The organism is Halomonas elongata (assembly GCF_029081005.1).
GTDB classification, from domain to species: domain Bacteria; phylum Pseudomonadota; class Gammaproteobacteria; order Pseudomonadales; family Halomonadaceae; genus Halomonas; species Halomonas elongata_B.
Genome location: NZ_JAJQTQ010000028.1, coordinates 20,499 through 37,315, shown reverse-complemented (window position 1 = coordinate 37,315; position 16,817 = coordinate 20,499). Strand labels below are relative to the sequence as shown.

Annotated in this window: 21 protein-coding genes; 14 read left to right on the top strand and 7 right to left on the bottom strand. The window is 59.0% G+C overall.

Going from position 1 to position 16,817, the window contains the following annotated elements; all coding sequences use genetic code 11:
- The first annotated feature begins 31 nt into the window (after window positions 1-31).
- Both selD and mnmH read left to right on the top strand, forming a co-directional pair.
- Complete coding sequence (gene selD / locus LU493_RS16495; protein WP_275288897.1) at window positions 32-1,069, top strand: selenide, water dikinase SelD; 1,038 nt, start codon at window positions 32-34, stop codon at window positions 1,067-1,069.
- Window positions 1,066-2,214 carry a tRNA 2-selenouridine(34) synthase MnmH gene (gene mnmH, locus LU493_RS16490; RefSeq protein ID WP_275288896.1) on the top strand — a complete coding sequence of 383 codons (1,149 nt, stop codon included), beginning with the start codon at window positions 1,066-1,068 and terminating at the stop codon, window positions 2,212-2,214. The genes selD and mnmH overlap by 4 nt, the downstream gene beginning before the upstream one ends.
- Here mnmH and LU493_RS16485 read toward each other — a convergent pair.
- Window positions 2,182-2,868 (bottom strand): type 1 glutamine amidotransferase, encoded by a 687-nt coding sequence (locus tag LU493_RS16485; RefSeq protein ID WP_275288895.1) that lies wholly within the window; start codon window positions 2,866-2,868, stop codon window positions 2,182-2,184. The two genes, mnmH and LU493_RS16485, sit on opposite strands and share 33 nt — an antisense overlap.
- Window positions 2,869-2,915: 47 nt before the next feature.
- Between LU493_RS16485 and LU493_RS16480 the strand changes: the two genes are divergently transcribed.
- Both LU493_RS16480 and LU493_RS16475 read left to right on the top strand, forming a co-directional pair.
- Window positions 2,916-3,209 (top strand): MGMT family protein, encoded by a 294-nt coding sequence (locus LU493_RS16480; RefSeq protein WP_275288894.1) that lies wholly within the window; start codon window positions 2,916-2,918, stop codon window positions 3,207-3,209.
- 26 nt (window positions 3,210-3,235) lie between these two features.
- Complete coding sequence (locus tag LU493_RS16475; protein WP_275288893.1) at window positions 3,236-3,826, top strand: YjaG family protein; 591 nt, start codon at window positions 3,236-3,238, stop codon at window positions 3,824-3,826.
- A 4-nt stretch (window positions 3,827-3,830) separates the two neighbouring features.
- On the opposite strand, the gene LU493_RS16470 is transcribed toward LU493_RS16475, so the two are convergent.
- Both LU493_RS16470 and LU493_RS16465 read right to left on the bottom strand, forming a co-directional pair.
- Window positions 3,831-4,349: a hypothetical protein gene (locus LU493_RS16470; RefSeq protein ID WP_275288892.1), complete on the bottom strand. Its 519-nt coding sequence runs from the start codon at window positions 4,347-4,349 to the stop codon at window positions 3,831-3,833.
- 124 nt (window positions 4,350-4,473) lie between these two features.
- On the bottom strand, window positions 4,474-5,463 hold the full coding sequence (locus LU493_RS16465) for an MBL fold metallo-hydrolase (RefSeq protein WP_275288891.1): 990 nt from the start codon (window positions 5,461-5,463) through the stop codon (window positions 4,474-4,476).
- Between the two features lie 152 nt (window positions 5,464-5,615).
- Here LU493_RS16465 and LU493_RS16460 point away from each other — a divergent pair, with 152 nt between their 5' ends.
- The gene (locus tag LU493_RS16460) at window positions 5,616-6,533 is read left to right on the top strand and encodes a LysR family transcriptional regulator (protein ID WP_275288890.1); all 918 of its coding nucleotides are present in this window, start codon (window positions 5,616-5,618) and stop codon (window positions 6,531-6,533) included.
- A 473-nt stretch (window positions 6,534-7,006) separates the two neighbouring features.
- Here the strand turns inward: LU493_RS16460 and LU493_RS16455 are convergent, their stop codons facing one another.
- The 3 genes from LU493_RS16455 to LU493_RS16445 all read right to left on the bottom strand — a co-directional run bounded on the left by LU493_RS16455 (window position 7,007) and on the right by LU493_RS16445 (window position 10,156).
- Window positions 7,007-7,960: a tyrosine-type recombinase/integrase gene (locus LU493_RS16455; RefSeq protein ID WP_275288889.1), complete on the bottom strand. Its 954-nt coding sequence runs from the start codon at window positions 7,958-7,960 to the stop codon at window positions 7,007-7,009.
- Complete coding sequence (mobH, locus tag LU493_RS16450; RefSeq protein ID WP_275288888.1) at window positions 7,953-9,821, bottom strand: MobH family relaxase; 1,869 nt, start codon at window positions 9,819-9,821, stop codon at window positions 7,953-7,955. Before mobH ends, LU493_RS16455 begins: the two co-directional genes overlap by 8 nt.
- A 128-nt stretch (window positions 9,822-9,949) precedes the next feature.
- Window positions 9,950-10,156, bottom strand: coding sequence for a hypothetical protein (locus LU493_RS16445; RefSeq protein ID WP_275288887.1), 207 nt, complete (start codon window positions 10,154-10,156; stop codon window positions 9,950-9,952).
- Window positions 10,157-10,415: 259 nt separating this feature from the next.
- Between LU493_RS16445 and LU493_RS16440 the strand changes: the two genes are divergently transcribed.
- The gene (locus tag LU493_RS16440) at window positions 10,416-10,868 is read left to right on the top strand and encodes a DUF6789 family protein (protein ID WP_275288886.1); all 453 of its coding nucleotides are present in this window, start codon (window positions 10,416-10,418) and stop codon (window positions 10,866-10,868) included.
- 108 nt (window positions 10,869-10,976) lie between these two features.
- Here LU493_RS16440 and merR read toward each other — a convergent pair whose 3' ends face one another.
- Window positions 10,977-11,438 carry an Hg(II)-responsive transcriptional regulator gene (gene merR, locus LU493_RS16435; protein WP_275288885.1) on the bottom strand — a complete coding sequence of 154 codons (462 nt, stop codon included), beginning with the start codon at window positions 11,436-11,438 and terminating at the stop codon, window positions 10,977-10,979.
- Between the two features lie 42 nt (window positions 11,439-11,480).
- On the opposite strand from merR, the gene merT reads away from it, so the two are divergent.
- The 8 genes from merT to LU493_RS16395 all read left to right on the top strand — a co-directional run bounded on the left by merT (window position 11,481) and on the right by LU493_RS16395 (window position 16,749).
- Window positions 11,481-11,861: a mercuric ion transporter MerT gene (gene merT, locus LU493_RS16430; RefSeq protein WP_428994575.1), complete on the top strand. Its 381-nt coding sequence runs from the start codon at window positions 11,481-11,483 to the stop codon at window positions 11,859-11,861.
- Between the two features lie 11 nt (window positions 11,862-11,872).
- The gene (gene merP / locus LU493_RS16425; protein ID WP_275288883.1) at window positions 11,873-12,160 is read left to right on the top strand and encodes a mercury resistance system periplasmic binding protein MerP; all 288 of its coding nucleotides are present in this window, start codon (window positions 11,873-11,875) and stop codon (window positions 12,158-12,160) included.
- Window positions 12,161-12,162: 2 nt separating this feature from the next.
- Window positions 12,163-12,381, top strand: coding sequence for a mercury resistance system transport protein MerF (gene merF / locus LU493_RS16420; RefSeq protein WP_275288882.1), 219 nt, complete (start codon window positions 12,163-12,165; stop codon window positions 12,379-12,381).
- A gap of 30 nt (window positions 12,382-12,411) precedes the next feature.
- Window positions 12,412-13,818: a mercury(II) reductase gene (gene merA, locus LU493_RS16415; protein ID WP_275288881.1), complete on the top strand. Its 1,407-nt coding sequence runs from the start codon at window positions 12,412-12,414 to the stop codon at window positions 13,816-13,818.
- Between the two features lie 273 nt (window positions 13,819-14,091).
- Entirely contained in the window at window positions 14,092-14,409 is a 318-nt protein-coding gene (locus tag LU493_RS16410) for a heavy-metal-associated domain-containing protein (protein ID WP_275288880.1), read from the top strand.
- 89 nt (window positions 14,410-14,498) lie between these two features.
- Window positions 14,499-15,317: a transporter gene (locus LU493_RS16405; protein WP_275288879.1), complete on the top strand. Its 819-nt coding sequence runs from the start codon at window positions 14,499-14,501 to the stop codon at window positions 15,315-15,317.
- Between the two features lie 8 nt (window positions 15,318-15,325).
- The gene (locus tag LU493_RS16400; protein WP_275288878.1) at window positions 15,326-16,318 is read left to right on the top strand and encodes an NHL repeat-containing protein; all 993 of its coding nucleotides are present in this window, start codon (window positions 15,326-15,328) and stop codon (window positions 16,316-16,318) included.
- A 233-nt stretch (window positions 16,319-16,551) separates the two neighbouring features.
- A complete protein-coding gene (locus tag LU493_RS16395; protein ID WP_275288877.1) occupies window positions 16,552-16,749 on the top strand; it encodes a hypothetical protein in 198 nt (65 codons plus the stop codon).
- The last annotated feature ends 68 nt before the right edge of the window (window positions 16,750-16,817 follow it).

Below are 16,817 nucleotides of genomic sequence, written 5' to 3'. Positions count from 1 at the left end.
AATGCCGGTAACGATTGCCAAGGAGAACCAGATGAGCGCCATCCGCCTGACTCAGTACAGTCACGGTGCCGGTTGTGGCTGCAAGATCGCCCCCGACGTCCTGGACGGTATCCTGGCCAAGGCCGGGCCGGGAGCTTCCCACTCCCGGTTGATCGTCGGCAACCAGGGGCGCGAGGACGCCGCCGTCTATGACCTGGGGGACGGCCGCGGCATGATCGCTACCACCGACTTCTTCATGCCGATCGTCGATGATCCCTTCGATTTCGGCCGGATCGCCGCCACCAACGCCATCAGCGATGTCTTCGCCATGGGCGGTTCGCCCGTCATGGCGCTGGGTATCCTCGGCTGGCCGATCGACAAGCTCGGTCCCGATATCGCCGGTGACGTGGTGGCCGGCGCCCAGGCGGTGTGCCGTGAGCTGGGCCTGGCGCTGGCCGGAGGGCACTCCATCGACTCGCTGGAGCCGATCTTCGGGCTGGCGGTCAATGGCCTGGTCGATCTCGAACACCTCAAGCTCAACAAGGGCGCTCAGGTTGGTGACCTGCTCTACCTCACCAAGCCGCTCGGCGTGGGGATGCTGACCACCGCGGAGAAACAGGGGCGTCTGGAGCCGGGCCATCAGGGGCTTGCTCGACGAACGATGCTCGAGACCAATCGCATCGGCATGGAGCTGGCGAGGATTCAGGGTGTGCATGCGATGACCGATGTCACGGGCTTCGGTCTCGCCGGCCACCTGACCGAGATGTGCGACGCCAGCGGTGTCGCGGCACGGATCGATTTTCGACGCCTGCCGCGACTGGCCGAAGCAGAGGCCTATCGGCGCCAGGGTGCTGTGCCGGGCGGGAGCGGCCGCAACCGCGACGCCCTGGGCAAGGCGTTGCCGGCCATGGATGACGCCCACTGGCAGTGGCTGTGCGACCCCCAGACCTCTGGCGGCCTGTTGCTTTCGGTTCACCCCTCCTGGGAGGACGATATCGAGCGTGTCGGGCGGTCGCACGGCCTCGAGCTTCAGCCCTTCGGCGAAATCGTCGCCGCTCGGGGGGAGGCACGCATCGAGGTTCGAGGATGACGCCGACGCTGATCGAACCCGATCTCGAGTTGTTGCGTGAAGGTCGTGTCCTGATCGACGTGCGCGCCCCGGTGGAGTTTCGTCAGGGGGCACTGCCCGGTTCGATCAACTTGCCGTTGATGGATGACGAAGAGCGCCATCGAGTCGGCATCGAGTACAAGCGTGCCGGCCAGGATGCCGCCATCGCCCTGGGTGAGCACCTGGTCGCCGGGGATGTGCGGGCTGCACGCGTCGATGCCTGGCAGCGTCTGCTGGCTCGCCATCCCGATGCATTGATCTACTGCTTCCGAGGAGGCCAGCGTTCCAGGATCGCCCAGCAGTGGCTCGCCGAGGCCGGGATCGAACGACCGCGTATCCGGGGCGGCTGGAAGGCCATGCGTCAGGCGCTGTGTTCGCGAATCGATGCGGCGGCGGAGCAGCCGCTTCTGGTGGTCGGTGGCCTCACCGGCTGTGCCAAGACGAGCCTGATCCAGGCGCTCTCATGCGGACTGGACCTCGAGGCCTGCGCTCGCCACAAGGGATCCGCCTTCGGTCGCCACCCGCTGGCGGCACCCTCCCAGATCGATTTCGAGCATGACATGGGTCGACGTCTGCTGGAACTGGCGGGGCCGGTGGTGCTCGAGGACGAGTCTCGTCATATCGGCACGGCCAACATCCCCCTGACCTTCTGGCGGGGGATGGAACGAGCGCCGCGCATCCGCGTCGAGATGCCGCTGGACTGGCGCCTTCAGCAGATTCACAAGGATTACATCGAAGACCTCTGGGCAATCTATCGCCATCAGTTCGGCGAATGGCTGGGCTGGACGCTGATGCGCAAGCAGCTTTCCGGTGCCCTGCAGCGCCTGAGGAAACGGCTGGGCGGCGCCCGGCTGGCTCGCCTGCAGCGTCTGCAGGCACTGGCCTTTCGTGAGCATGAACGGGGTAATAGCCTGGCCCACGAGGCCTGGCTGGCGCCACTGCTTACCGAGTATTACGACCCCATGTATCGCTATCAGCTGGAGAAGCACGACGAGCAGCATTTCCTGCACGTGGGCGACTGGGACAGTTGTCTGGCGGCGGCACGAGACTGGGCCGATGAAGCATCCGGCGGTGATCGGGAGTTGCCCCCGACCTCAGCGTCGGGGGCTGGCCAGCCATTGGGATAGCAGCCGATCCAGCAAGGGAGCCTGGCGGTCGAAGCGTCGGGCGTCGGCCAGCATCGTCTGGCGATCCTGGAGATAGGGGCCGGTGCCGAGAGAGGGCAAGTGGTCCAGCATGTCGGCCACGCTGGCGGGGGTGGCCTCCAGGTGGCAAAGCAGGCCGACCACGCGGTGGCCGTCCCAGCTGAAACCCTGCATGGGGCTCGCCTCGCTGCTGCCGAGTGGCAGGGCTTCTTCGGGCAGGGCGAAGATATCGCGGTGCCACATGAAGGCCTCGAAGCGCTCGGGAAGATCGAAGGGGCTGTCGGGGGCCAGGTCGATGGCGTGCCAGCCGCTTTCGGCATAGGTGCCTCGGGATACCATGGCACCGAGCGCCTCGGCGATGCGTCGAGCGCCGTGACCGAGACCGAGCAGGGGTTTCTGGCCATTCAGCGCCTGCTCGATCAGCTTGCGTTCCCGGCGTGGCCAGGCTGCGTTCGGGGCGATCTGGCCTTCGTCCGGGCCATCGAGGATGATCAGGGCATCGCCGTCGGCGAGTCGCGGTGGCAGCTCGCCCTCGTGCAGATGGAAAACGGTATGGCTGTGTCCCATGCTGTCGAGCCAGTCGGCGATCCGGGCCGGGCCTCGATGCGGGTCGTGCTGAAGGAGATGCAGGTGCATGGGGACCTCGCAATGGGCGTGAGCAAAGGACGGGGAGCGAAGGGTACATGAAGCCGGCACTAAAGGAACAGATCCTGACGATCCTGGCCGAGATCCCGCCCGGGCGGGTGACCACCTACGGTCGCATCGCCGCCATGACCGAAGGCGCCACTCCACGCCTGGTGGCCAGGGCATTGCGTGAACTGCCTTCGGGGCACGACCTTCCCTGGTTCCGGGTGATCACCGCTTCGCGGCGGCTGGCCGACCACGGTGGAGCGGATGAACAGCGTCGACTGCTTATCGATGAGGGCGTGGCGTTCGACAGTCGGGGGCGGGTGGCCAAGGAGCGCCTCTGGCCTTGAGCGACCCCATCACACAAGGAGATTTCATGAGTCAGTCACCCGGTGGTTTTTTCGAGCGGCTCCAGGCGCTGTCGCCACGTGCTCAGCAGGCGTTCATGGCGGCGCTCTGCGAGCGCCTGGTACCCAATTATGCCCTGTATGCCGATACGACCGGTCATGGTGATGTTCAGGCGCTGCGTGCCGTACTGGCCTTGGTCTGGGAGCGGCTTTCGGTCAAGGACGCGCGTATCGACTTCGATCGACAGGCGGAAAAGCTGGCCGAGCTGGAGCCGCCGGAGGAGGATGACAGCTTCGGGGCTCGTCGAGCCCTGGAGGCGGTCGTCGCGGTTTCCGCGTTGCTCGATACCTTGCGTGGCGAGTCTCCGGACTCGATTCTGGACGTCAGCCGCACCTCGCGTGGTGGTGTGCGGGCTTTCATCGAGTTGACCGAAGGCGAGGAGGATGCCGGCAAGCTTGCCGCCCTGGCGCGCGAGCATCCGCTGATGTGCGAGGAAAACGACTTTCAGGATGCGGTGCTCGAGGCGGCGCAAGGCCATCTGGATCGCGACGCTCTCAAGGCGTTGCGCCGGCTCGGGCGTAACGAAGGGGTCAGCAATCTGGGGCTGACGACGGACTGAGCTGTCAGAAGCGAAGCCCCGCCGTGATCATCATGCCGGCGCCGCCGAACAGTATCAGGTCGCCTTCGACACGTCCCCATCGTATGCCAATGCTGGGGAGTGCGGCGGGGGCGATGCCCAGATGGTTGAGGGGGATCTTGTCCTGATACTCGCCCCTGTACCCATGCAGCAATCCTGCCGTCAGCTTGGCGCGCAGGCTGATGTCATGAGTGAAGTGCCAGAGGGGAAACTCCCTGCCAACGTACAGGTAGATGGATTCCTGAGCGAAGGAGTTCTGGAATCGGGCTCCGCCTGCCAGCCAGTCATCCGGGGTGTGGAACTCGAGGCTGATCAGCTTCTGGTGGTTGTTGTGCTCGGGGTCAGGGTCGAAGTGCCGAGTGTAAAGGCTGGTTTGCACGAGGGTGTGATCCAGCTCCAGCGTGGGTGGCCAGTCGAGTGGCGAGGCCGGAGGGCTGGAATGGGCCTGGCTGGCCAGCAACGCCGACGAGATGATGAGGATCTTTCCGAGCGGGCGATGCGTCATGATGAGTCCAACGGAGTATAGGATACATCATGACCGCCATGGCTCGGGGCGGCAACCGAGTCCTGAACCAAAGGCGCGAGCAACCGGCCCGGGATGCGCCCGGGCCGGTTTTCCCCACGGTGATCTACCGCGCATCTGTTACGGCCCGATTCCCGTATTCGACGGGCAGCCAGTCATAGCCTTCGCGAGCCTTGCGAATATGGCCGATACCCGGGAAGGGCATATGAGGTGCCGCGACGAGCTCAGCATCCTCGGCAAAAGCCGAAAAGGCTTGTGAGCGCACGCTAGCAGCTCTTTCGGGATTGACATCATAAGCAATGGTCACCGACGGCTCCGGGAGCTGTACGGCTGCCACGTGAAGAATGTCGCCGATGAAGGTGAGCCTCTGCCCCTGGCTTTCCAGTGTGTAGAAGGCACTGCCTGGCGTGTGGCCAGGATGGAGTGACGCCGTCAAGCCCGGGAGTATTTCCGTGGCCCGGTCGAAGGAAGTGACCTTGCCGGCATCGATATAGGGCGTCAGGACCGTGATCGCCTGGTCAAAATAGTGTCTGTCATAGTCGGTATGCGCCGCGTTCTGGCGATCCAGGAAGAAGTCGACATCCGGTTTGCCGACGTGGATCGTGGCGTTGGGGAAGACCATCTGTCCGTCTTGGGTAAGTCCGCCCATATGGTCGGAATGCACATGGGTGAGCAGGACGTCGGTGATCTGTTCGGGCTCAACGCCTGCGGTATGCAGGCTAGCGATCAGCTTGTTGCCCAATCCCGGCCCGAAAAGTTCGCCCACGCCCGTATCCACAAGGACGAGCCGGTTGCCCATCTCGAGCAGAAACGCATTGATCGAAGCTTCGACAGGGTTGGCCAGATAGGCCTGCTCCAGCATGGCATCGATTCTTTCGTTGGAAATGTCGTGCAGGAGCTTATGGAGGTCTTGCGGCACTGTGCCGTCGGAGAGCGCCGTGACCCGGATGTCCCCGATCATGACGGTATAGGTATCGGCGCCCTGCTGGGCAATACCCGGCGAATCGTCCGAAGCGGAAGGCTCGGTTGCGAGGACGGGGCCCGATGTGACCAGGCCCAGCAATACAGCGGCAAGCATAAGGAATCGTAGAGCCATTGGTCTGTCTCCCTGTTCAAGTGAATGTCAGGGCCAGATCATAGAGGGCGAGAAGATTGCCGAGAAAACGATAGCCGTTATACCTTGCATAACCCGCGCCGATACCACCTGTATCGGCCTGTCCCGAGTGGGAGTGAAACCAGGGAGCTCCAATGCCCGATCGGTTGAGTGACATTGATATCGGATTGTTGACGGCGTTCGAAGCCCTGTTCGAGGAGTGCAACGTCAGTCGTGCGGCGGACCGGTTGGGGATTACCCAGCCAGCCCTCTCGGGACGACTGACGCGTCTGCGAACGGTCTTTGGCGATCAGCTCTTTGTCCCGATCGCCGGCCGGGGCATGGCACCAACGCCTCGCGCCAACGAACTGGGGACGACATTGCCTCGACTGCTGGGCCAGCTGCGCGAGTTCATCGGGCCATCTCCCGCGTTTGACCCGGCGGAAAGCGATCGTGAGTTTGTCGTGGCGGCCTATGACAACCCTGCCATCATGCTGGGGCCGGACATCGTTCCCGCGCTCAAGCGGGCGGCGCCCCATGTCAGAGTCACTTTCGTACTGCCGGATCCCGAGACGATCACGCAGGCCCTTGATCATGGGGATATCGACATGGTCATCGGTCTACCCCGGTCGGAGGATGAGGGCTTGATTGGCCGGACGCTGTTTACCGACGATTTCGTCACCGCGCAACGACGTGGCCATCCGAGAGGAGACCACCCCGTCACGCTGGATGAATTCTGCGCCGCCGAGCATGTGCTGGTGTCGACCAGCGGAGGGGGATATGAGGGGGCGGTGGATCGTGCGCTCGACAAGCTGGGTCGGACGCGTCATGTCAGTCTTTCTGTACAGAGCTATGCCCTGGCACCGATCATTCTCGATAGCAGTGATCACCTCTGCACGCTGCCCGGCCGATTCCTTCGGCGCTTCGAGACCATGCTGGATCTGTTTGCTCCGCCGCTGGATGTTGGCACCGTCGAGCTGTATGCCCTCTGGCATCCGCGCATGAAGGATGACCCGGCTCACCGCTGGTTTCGCAATCTGGTGTTTGAAGTGACGCGGGGACCGCAGGCCTGAAGCGCCGAGGTCTGCTCATCGAAGACCTTGCTTGAGAGCCCGCCATCCAGGTCGTCGAGTGCGGAATATCGAGCGGCGGCCGCCTTCAGGGGCGAGGAGTCGCACCGCTTGCCGAGCAGCGACATCATGCACAAACAAAAAAACCGCCTTGGTGGCGGTTTTTGTCGTTCTGCAAGATAGCGATTTTAAAGGAGATTTCCGATGGTGCCGACACCAGGAGTCGAACCCGGGACCTACTGATTACAAGTCAATTGCGGGTTTCTGGGCGGCTGGAATAGCGCAGTCGCCATGCGCTATGAAAATTGTCATTCCCCAAGCGTGCAAGGAGGGCCTATTCCGGCCTATTTGCTCTATTGCACTACATTGGCGCTTAGAAGCATGGCCAACACCGACAGGGATGTCAACCCACCAATCATAGGTTGTGGCTAGGTGAGGAGGGGACTCCCTCCTCACCTCTCACCGTCCCTGTTCAGCTAAACTGGCACACGCTTGTTCAACGCACGTCGCATCGCTTCAACGTCTGGATGTATGTACTCCATCGTGGTGCGTATGTCGGAGTGGTTCAGTATGTTCTGCGTGATATGGATATTCCTTTCGGGGCTATCCATGAGGTCTGTTCCCAGGAAGTGACGAAAACGGTGCGGTGACATCTTGTACCCCGTGAGCTCCGATAATACTTGGAAGAATCGCTCAACTTGCCATGTATCCATCGTCGTACGTTTATGCCGTTGGCTGAAACGATTCACATTAAAGAGCTGATCCTCTCTTTTGAAGCCAGAGTTATGAGCTGCGACAATCAGCTGACGCATATATGGATACAGCCCATCAGGTATGGGCATTATACTTTCAGAATGGGTCTTCGATCCCACAGCTGACGTGCGAAATACACGCTTTTTCAAATTTATATCCCCTGCCTCAATATGTAATAACTGGTTGAGACGTATCCCTGTGTAAAAGAATGCCTCCATCAAGGTCTGCCAGAACCAGGCTGGGTGGATTTTTGAGCGTTCATCGTAGCAATGCTCGTACCGTCGACAGACCTCGAGCACCTCCCTGGCGTAACGTATCTGCAAGGGTTGCAAGGATTTTTTGGGTACCTTCGGCTGCTTAACCGAAACATCTATGAATGGGTTTTGGCTGCAGGCTATCAATCCATGCTTGATGCCGAAGCTATAGAGCGCCTTGAGATGCCTCACGTAGTTATTCCAGCTTGATTCAGTGATGCCATCAGGCTTGTCCTTGGTGCGTATGATCGATACCCGCCAGTCAATCACCATCTGTCGTGTCACCATGCTCGGATAAGCCTCATGGCCTAAATAGCGCCGAAACAATCGGACGACAGCCGTGTAGGTGCTTACGCTTTTAGGGCGTAGATGTTTGTCGGCGGCATAGCGGCTCAACAATTCCAAGAACGACACATCATTCATCTGAAACTCCTTTTTCTCCCTTGGTGGTTACAAGAGTCAAAACCCAGTTATCAGGTGGGATTTTCTGACTCACAAGCACCGGGTCCTTGATTAAGTAGCCCATCAGGGTTCCGGTTTTGTTCTGTCCTTCGACAGAAACTTTATGAATATTCTGTCCCTGGGTTCTGACGTGTAAACCCAGCTTTTGGAACCGCTTCTGAACTGCCTGCCATTGGTTTTTGTCATTCAGCACGCTATTACAGAAACGCTTAAAAATGCCGGGGCTGACAAGGAAGTAGGTACCATTAACAGTATGAACCGGGGCCTTTGTGTCATTAATGACAATGGAATGGTCCGCTAGACCCGCCTTCAGCCACTGCCAGAACCGCTCTCCAAGGTCTGCTGGATCGTTGGAATTGTTGGCATCCTCACTAGACTTTTGTATAAGAGGTGCCGTTTTAGCAGATTCTGATGCTTCTTGCAGTTGTGTTTCAGGTTCGCTACTCGATCTTTCTTTCGTAACATCTTGTTTATCCTCGCCATTTGCTTCCGGGAAAAGTGCTATGATGTCGTCATCTATTGATCCAGACTCTGCCTCAGACGCTATTGATGAGGTTGCCGCTACCTCTGCAGAGGCCGGGTCGGGGGTAGGCGTATCGGTCTGATCCTGCGTTGATTGTTCTACTGCAGAAGTCGGCTCTGTAGATTTTTCCAGAGGAGCCGTAGCCGTAGCTGTAGGTGGCTGCTGCTCCTCGACTGTCCCTGCTCCCTGGACCGTCAAATGACCGCTGAATGAACTCGGTCGATCGTCGACACCCCAAATCAGGGTGGGGGGCACTTTGATCATGTTGAAGGTCTGCTGCCAGTCACCATCCGTGATATTGCATTTCCAGACGTGCTTGCCTTCCTCAACTTCCTCGATGATGCCGTGAGCATGCATTTCACCCTGCAGCCTGTTCAGGTCGGCAGGAATGCTTTTTATCCCTTGTGCATAGATGTGCGCTTTGAGCTCGTTGATGGCACGAGGTGATACCAGCCATAGTGCTTCATCGGTCAACCAGGCTTGTCCCCCTCGTTTGTTTAGCTTGAACTGTTCCTTGACCAGGAACCTCAGGCCTTCGGCCAGCTTGCGCTGGATGGATTCGATGGGTGCGGAAAGCGCTTGAACAGGATTTCCACCAAGAGCCTTGGCGACACTGGCGCGGTCAGCCTGATGGATCAGTTCGGCAATGATGCCGCCTCGCTCGGTATGCCCCGAGATGGTGTACATGAAAAGAGAGAAAAGCTTGGGCTGGCTCATCAGCCAGTCCATGACCTTCCCGCCAAGGATCTGTTGACCTAGCAGGGTGTTGACGGCGCTGTGAAGGTGATACTCCCGGTTTGCGCGATACCTCACGCGGTAGGGTTTCGGGATCACACCGTGCCATACACGCCATTCACTGCCGTCCTGGAGGTGGATCTCGATGTCGACCAACACTTTGGCGACGTCGTGCATCAGCGCGCCATAGATGATGGCAGCACTCCACAACTCACCGGTTGAGCTCTGGTCCTCTGGTTTCGCACCAGGAGGGAGAAGATGGCGTTGCCGGAGACGCAATCCATAACAGGCCATCTCGAGTGCGTGATCCAGCATGCCGCCGGCGTAGGCATGGTGGTGGGACTCCGACGCGGGAAGCAGCTGCACCAGTTCGGCGTACCGCTCTATCGGGGCCAGCAAATACTCGTTGAAGACAGACTGCGTCAGGGACGTTGTGTCCCACAGCATTTTGACCATGGACTGACGACGTGGTGTCGCCAAGAGCTCCTTACCTGAACGCGGCGTATGGAACCCCTCTGCTGCTTGCGAGGTGGTCGTGGAGCGCGAGAATAGGCGTCGGAGCATCGGTTGTTCCCTGCAGCTATCAAACAATCGACAGGTGTGACAGGGAAAGGAGGTCAGGAGAAGCCAAAACGTTAAGCTCAAGAGCTAGGTTTTTTTCACTCTGACGACCACTGTCGGCGTGGAGGGACTTAGAGGTCAGCCTGGATACCCTCAGGTGGTGCCTGAACATAGTTGGAAAAGACCTGCCGGGACATGGAGCACATGTCCCAGAGCGCCCCGATCAGTTGTTGCCGGTAGGAGGACTGCAGCAGTTGCCCGCCGGGTTGAGGGCTGAGCCAGCCCGCCTCCTCGTTGCGTTGCCGCGTTTTCCTGTCTGTACGAAACCAGCCGAGCATTCTCAGTACCTTGGTGGAGATGTCCGTTGGTATCTGAGCGGCTAATCGGTGCGTTGGCACAGAGGAGGTTCTTGGATTCTGCAACCGGGATGCCGGCTAAGCATGCCCCCCGACAAGCATCGGCCCGTAACCCCGTAACGAGAATGGGGCATGGAATTTTTTTGTAAGGAATACTGCAAGCAGGGCGACGAAGGCTAGAAGGGATCAAGCTCATTGATCCTCATGCTGAAATGCGCTTTTGCCGAAGAGAGGAGACAGTATGAGTCGTTATACCAGTGCCATGATCGCCGGCTTCGCCGCGACTGTCGTGCTATCGATACTTATGGTGGTCAAGGCCAGTATGGGCCTGATGCCGAGGCTTGATGTCATCCATATGCTCACTCAGATGATGAGTACGCGGCTAGGTCTGCCAGCCACACCTATAGTTGGCTGGGGTGCCCACTTTGTCATCGGTACGGTGATATGGGGTGTCCTCTTTGCTTCACTGGTCAATATCATTCCAGGCAAGACAGCGGTGACCAAGGGAATGGTATTTGGCGCGGGTGCCTGGGTGTTAATGATGCTGATACCTTTACCCATGGCCGGTGCCGGTCTCTTTGGTCTTTCTCTTGGCCCAATGGCGCCCGTTATGACGCTGATCCTCCATCTGATCTGGGGAAGTGTGCTCGGGGGGATCTTCCAGCGACTGGTGAGTCGTGCCCGCACGAACTGATAAAGGTATCTCTGTCGAGATGCTTGAACATGGCGACGTGGTGTTGCCATGTTCAAAAGATGTGGTGACGACTGGCGTGATCGATTTCTTACCGACCGTTTTTGGCTATCAATCAGGCTTGATGTCTTTGCAAGATGGCCCCATGGCGGTATTGAGTTGCTGTATTCCTCCATGCAATGACGAAATCAGCGGACAAGTGATATCGCCTTCGTGTGCATGGCAGCGATTGATCACGTCGCTCAGCGCCGACTCGATACGCTGCAGTCTGTCTATCTTCTCGCGTACGTCCCGCAACTTGTGCTCGGCGAGAGCACTGGCTTCCTGACAGTGAGTGCCATCGTCCAGCCGAAGCAGGTCGCCGATCTCGTCGAGACTGAAGCCCAACTGCTGGGCCGTTTTGATGAACGTCAATCTGCCTATCTCGACGGGGCCATAGCGCCGGATGCCACCGGGAGGGCGTTCGGGTTCTGGTAACAGGCTGCGTCGCTGGTAATAGCGAATCGTCTCGACGCCGACCCCAGCCGCCTTGGCCAGGCCGCCGATGGTCAGTGAATTTGCATTATCCTCCATGTCCTTGACTCCGTAGCTGACTACGGAAGTAACCTTATATCAATGATCAGGGCCGTGAAAGGGGCGCGCGCAATGGTGAGAGCGAAATCAGGGCGAGGTCCGTTGGCCATCGGAGGCGTCGCCGGGATCTTGGCCTCGGCCTGCTGCCTCGGGCCACTGATCCTGATCACGCTGGGCGTCTCCGGCGCCTGGATTGGCAACCTGACGGCTCTGGAACCCTACCGCCCACTCTTCATTGGTGTGGCGTTGGTGGCCATGTTCTTCGCCTGGCGTCGGATCTTCCGGCCTGTGAATAAGTGCCAGCCGGGTGAGGTGTGCGCCCTTCCCCGAGTTCGTGTGGCCTTCAAGGTGCTCTTCTGGGGGGTGGTGGTGCTGGTATTGATCGCCTTGGTGTTCCCCTACGTCCTGCCACTGCTCTATTGAAAGGAGGTTCCATGATAAGGCGTCTCGTCCTGACATCATTCATCGTTCTACTCAGCGTGCCTGCTTGGGGCGCCATGCAGACCGTGACGCTCTTGGTGCCGGACATGACCTGTGCTGCATGCCTGGTCACCATCAGGACGGCACTCAACAAGGTGGAAGGTGTTTCGCGAGTGGCGGTGAACTACCCGGATCGTGAGGCCGTGGTCACCTTTGACGATTCCCGAACGACTGTGAAGGCATTGACCGAGGCCACCACCAACGCAGGATATCCGTCCACCTTGGAAGCCAATCGCGAGTGACCATGAAGAACCCAAAGATCCTGCTACGAGTAAGCGTGATCGGTACCGTTCTGGTGGCACTGTGCTGCTTCACGCCGATTCTGGTGGTCTTGTTGGGCAGCGTAGGCTTGGCGGCCCTGACAGGGTATCTAGACGTTGTGCTGCTTCCTGCCCTGGCTTTGTTCATCGGCCTGACCCTCTATGCGCTATGGCGCAAGAAACGATACGACAGTCGCCGGTGACAGTGCTCCCTATATCAAGGAATCCTCCGCATGAGTAATGACAAGAATCTGCATATCGCCGTGATCGGGAGTGGTGGCGCGGCCATGGCAGCGGCCCTGAAGGCAGCCGAGCGCGGCGCCCGTATCACCTTGATCGAGCGAGGTACCGTTGGTGGCACCTGCGTGAATGTTGGCTGTGTGCCCTCGAAGATCATGATTCGAGCCGCAAATGTTGCTCATCTGCGCAAGGAGAGCCCCTTTGACGGGGGCGTGAGTACCCAGGCGCCGGTAATCGATCGCTCGAGGTTGCTTCAGCAGCAGCAAGCCCGCGTTGAGGAACTGCGCGATACAAAGTACGCAGGTATATTGCGCGACCATCCGGCGATCACGGTATTGCAGGGGGAAGCGCGATTTACCAACCCGCGCACCTTGAGCGTTCAGCTTGGAGACGGTGGCGCAGAAAGGGTTCGCTTCGATCGTGCCTTTATCGGCACCGGGGCTCGTCCGTCGGAACCGCCAATACCGGGACTGGCCGATACGCCATACTTGACCTCCACCAGTGCGCTGACCCTGGCGTCAGTTCCAGAACGGCTGATCGTGATCGGCGCCGGCTTTGTTGCCTTGGAACTGGCGCAGGCCTTCGCTCGGCTAGGCAGCCGGGTCACGGTGCTGGCCCGCAGCCGCCTCCTCTCCCAAGAAGATCCGTTGGTGGGCGAGGCGGTGGAGGCGGCGTTTCGCCGTGAGGGCATCGAGGTGCTCAGGCAAACCCAGGCAAGTCGCGTGGGCTACACCGACAATGAATTCATTCTCGACACCAACGCGGGCACCTTACGGGCGGATCAACTGCTGGTGGCCACCGGACGGACACCCAACACCGACCCCCTGAATCTGGTGGAGCTGGGCATGGAAACCGCGCATGGCGCGATTCTTGTGGATAAACATCTGCAGACCTCCGTGCCGGGCATCTATGCAGCTGGTGACTGTACCGATCTGCCGGCGTTCGTCTATGTTGCTGCCGCCGGGGGTAGCCGGGCTGCCGTCAACATGACGGGGGGCCAAGACATCTTGAATCTCAGCGTCATGCCAGGCGTGATGTTTACTGAGCCGCAAGTGGCTACCGTTGGTTTGACAGAGGCCGAAGCCATCAGACAAGGCGTCAGCGTGGCGTCCCGAATGCTCGATCTGGAGTACGTTCCGCGTGCGCTGGTGAATTTCGATACCAGTGGCTTCATCAAGATGGTGGCCGAACGTGACTCGGGGCGTTTGCTGGGCGTACAGGCCGTCGCCGGGGAAGCGGGTGAACTGATCCAGACGGCAGCACTGGCGCTGCGGGCGGGAATGACCGTACATGACATCTCCGATGAGCTCTTTCCCTACTTGACCATGGTGGAAGGCCTCAAGCTCTGCGCCCAGACCTTCACCAAGGATGTGAGGCGGTTATCGTGCTGCGCGGCATGATGGGTTATTCGCTTGACTCCGTAGTCTGGTACGGGGGCTATTCTTGGGATATGGCCTTATCAGATTTTGGGGGCGAACTTGGGTTTGGCAGTGCAGCACGTAATCGCTGAGAAGATCCTGCTCTCGCCTTATAGCGTGAGACTCCCACCTGTATCAATTCACGCTACAACGTTCGAGGCCGTGGCCAGTGTGCTCGCTCCAGGATAGCGAGCCTGAGTGCTATCAAAAGCGCTCCAGAGCGCCCCTTACCGCAGACATCATGAGGTAATCACCATGACAACTCCCAGGCTTCATGCCGCCCTATTAGCACTGGTCGTCAGTCTTATCTCAACCATCGCCATGGCCACCGGCCCGAGTTATCAGGTCAAGGTCGATGGCCTTGCCTGCCCTTTCTGTGCCTATGGGATCGAGAAACAGCTCAACAAGATCGCCGGCGTGGAGGTGCTCGAAACGGATATCGAAGGCGGCAGGGTCATCGTCACCATGGACGACGGACAGACACTCGATGAGTCCCAGGTAGAGCAAGCCGTTGACAGGGCAGGTTTCACCATGAAGGGCTTCGAACCTCTCGATACGGCGGATAGCCAATAAATGAGAGAGGGCATGCCATGTCCGTGGTGAAACGCAAGACACGTTGGGCCTCTCGACTAGGGGGCATACTGGCGGCGATAACGCCGAGCGTGGTACTGGCCGCACCTCAGACGTTCAATACGGCGCTGCCCATTGCGGAGGACAGTTTCGTTCTGCGCGAGCAGCTCCTGTATCGCCACGCGACTTCGGCACAGCGGGATCTGGACGTCACCGGGGCCATCACCGTGCTTGGCTATGGCCTAACCAGCGATATCGCCCTGTTTGGCGCTATTCCCTATCTCGACAAGACCCTCGACGGCGGACGACGCGAGCGTAGTGGTCAAGGATTTGGCGATGTACGTCTGTTTGCTCGCTACACGGCATTCAAGGACAACGCGCCGGGTCGCACCTTCCGCATTGCGCCATTCTTCGGTGTGGAAACGCCGACCGGTGACGATGATGAACGGGACCGTTTCGGACGACTGCCGCAGCCGCTACAGTCGGGTTCCGGTTCCTGGGATCCCTTCGGTGGTGTCATTCTGACGTACCAGACTCTCGCCTATCAGCTCGATGCTCAGGTTGCCTATCAGGCCAACACCGAGGCCAATGGTTTCGAGTTCGGTGACAAGGTACGTCTCGATGGAGCCTTCCAGTATCGACTTTGGCCACGCGAACTGGGCGGTGGGCTCCCTGCCTTCCTGTACGGAGCACTGGAGGCCAATCTGATTCATCACGGGAAGAACGAGGTGAATGGGATCAAGGATGATCACTCGGGCGGGACGCAGCTTTTCCTTTCACCTGGCCTACAGTACGTGACGTCTCGTTGGGTCATCGAAGGTACCGTCCAGCTGCCGGTGGCACAGGATCTGAATGGCACGGCGCTGGAAGATGACGTTGTCACGCGGATTGGTTTTCGTATCAACTTTTAGAGGGCGTGATGACAACCAGAAAACTTCTCAAGATCAGTGCCATGGCCGTCAGTCTGGTAGTGCTCCTGGCTTTGGTGGCGTGGGTGATGTTCGTGCCCCAGGCGACAGGCAACGGTTATGTGTTCATTGAGGCATGGGGGAGCCATGGCAGCGAGCCGGGTCAATTCGATGACCCGACCGGCATCGCCGTCACGGAAGATGAGGTGTTTGTCGCAGACTCCCGTAATGGGCGCATACAGGTCTTTGATCATGAGGGACAGTTCAAACGAGCCTTCGGTACTCCGGGCAAGGCTATCGGCGAACTCGGGCGACCGATGAACCTGACGGTCCATGACGGAGAGCTCTATGTGCCTGAGTACATGAACGATCGCATTCAGATCTTTAGCTTGGAGGGGGAGCCCCGGCGCATGATAGGGACTCCCGGCGATGGACCCGGTGAGTTCAACGCCCCTGGCGGCGTGGCGGTTGCAGCGAACGGTGAGGTGTTCGTGGCCGATTTCTACAATCACCGTGTTCAGCAGTTGAGCGCCGATGGTGAATTCGTTTGCCAGTGGGGTAAGACCGGCGAGACGGGCCACCAGGCAGGCGAGTTTACTTATCCTACCGATGTCATGCTCGCCGAAAACGAAACGCTCTACGTGGCGGACGGCTATGGGAATCGTATACAGGCTTTCAACCGTAGAGGCGAATTTTTGTACAAGTGGGGCGGTCCCCTCGCGTTGGGCATCTATGGTCCCTTCAATGGTTGGTTTTCGACGGTCACGGGGCTTACCGTGGGGCCGGCCAACAATATCCTGGCAGCCGACTTTCATAATGACCGGATACAGGTATTTACGCCTCAAGGGGCCTTCCTGAATACCTTTGGTGAAACGGGCGATAAGCCTGGTCAGTTCAACAATCCCATTGCGATGGATGTCGCACCGAACGGTACGGTATTCGTCGCTGACTTTCAGAATGATCGTATTGAAAAATGGCGTCCATCCGTAGAGCCGGTTCGATAGATGCCCCATCCGTTCCGGCTTGAGGCCTCAGAGGGCTATATCCCGACAGGGGCCTCTCTAGGGGGTCAGATGGACACCTGAAGGCCGTGCCGAGGCTCGAAGGTCCTGGGAGGTTTCGCAATACCTGTACACACGAGTGTTTCTTTCTCAGTACCTACCCAACCTGTAAGGAATTGGGCCCCCTCACCGACAAAAGACTGTAGCACCAAAAAAGCAACGTGGAGGGTGCCGTCATGAAACGCTACATCCTTATTGGTACAGCGCTATTCTTTGCTTCTCTGATGTTAGCAACTCCTCTGTTGGCAATGGACAGTGTTGTCATAGAGCGTGGGCAACAGGAAATCAGCGAGCCGTTGAATACTGGAGAGGCATTGAAAGCGAATGAAGAAATGGAATCTTCGCTGGAGCTGGCAAGACAAGCTACCAAATAGCAGGGTGGAGACCTTGAAAGTATGCCCATCCCCAACCCTGGGGGTGGGCATGCTGTGTTGGTGAGTAA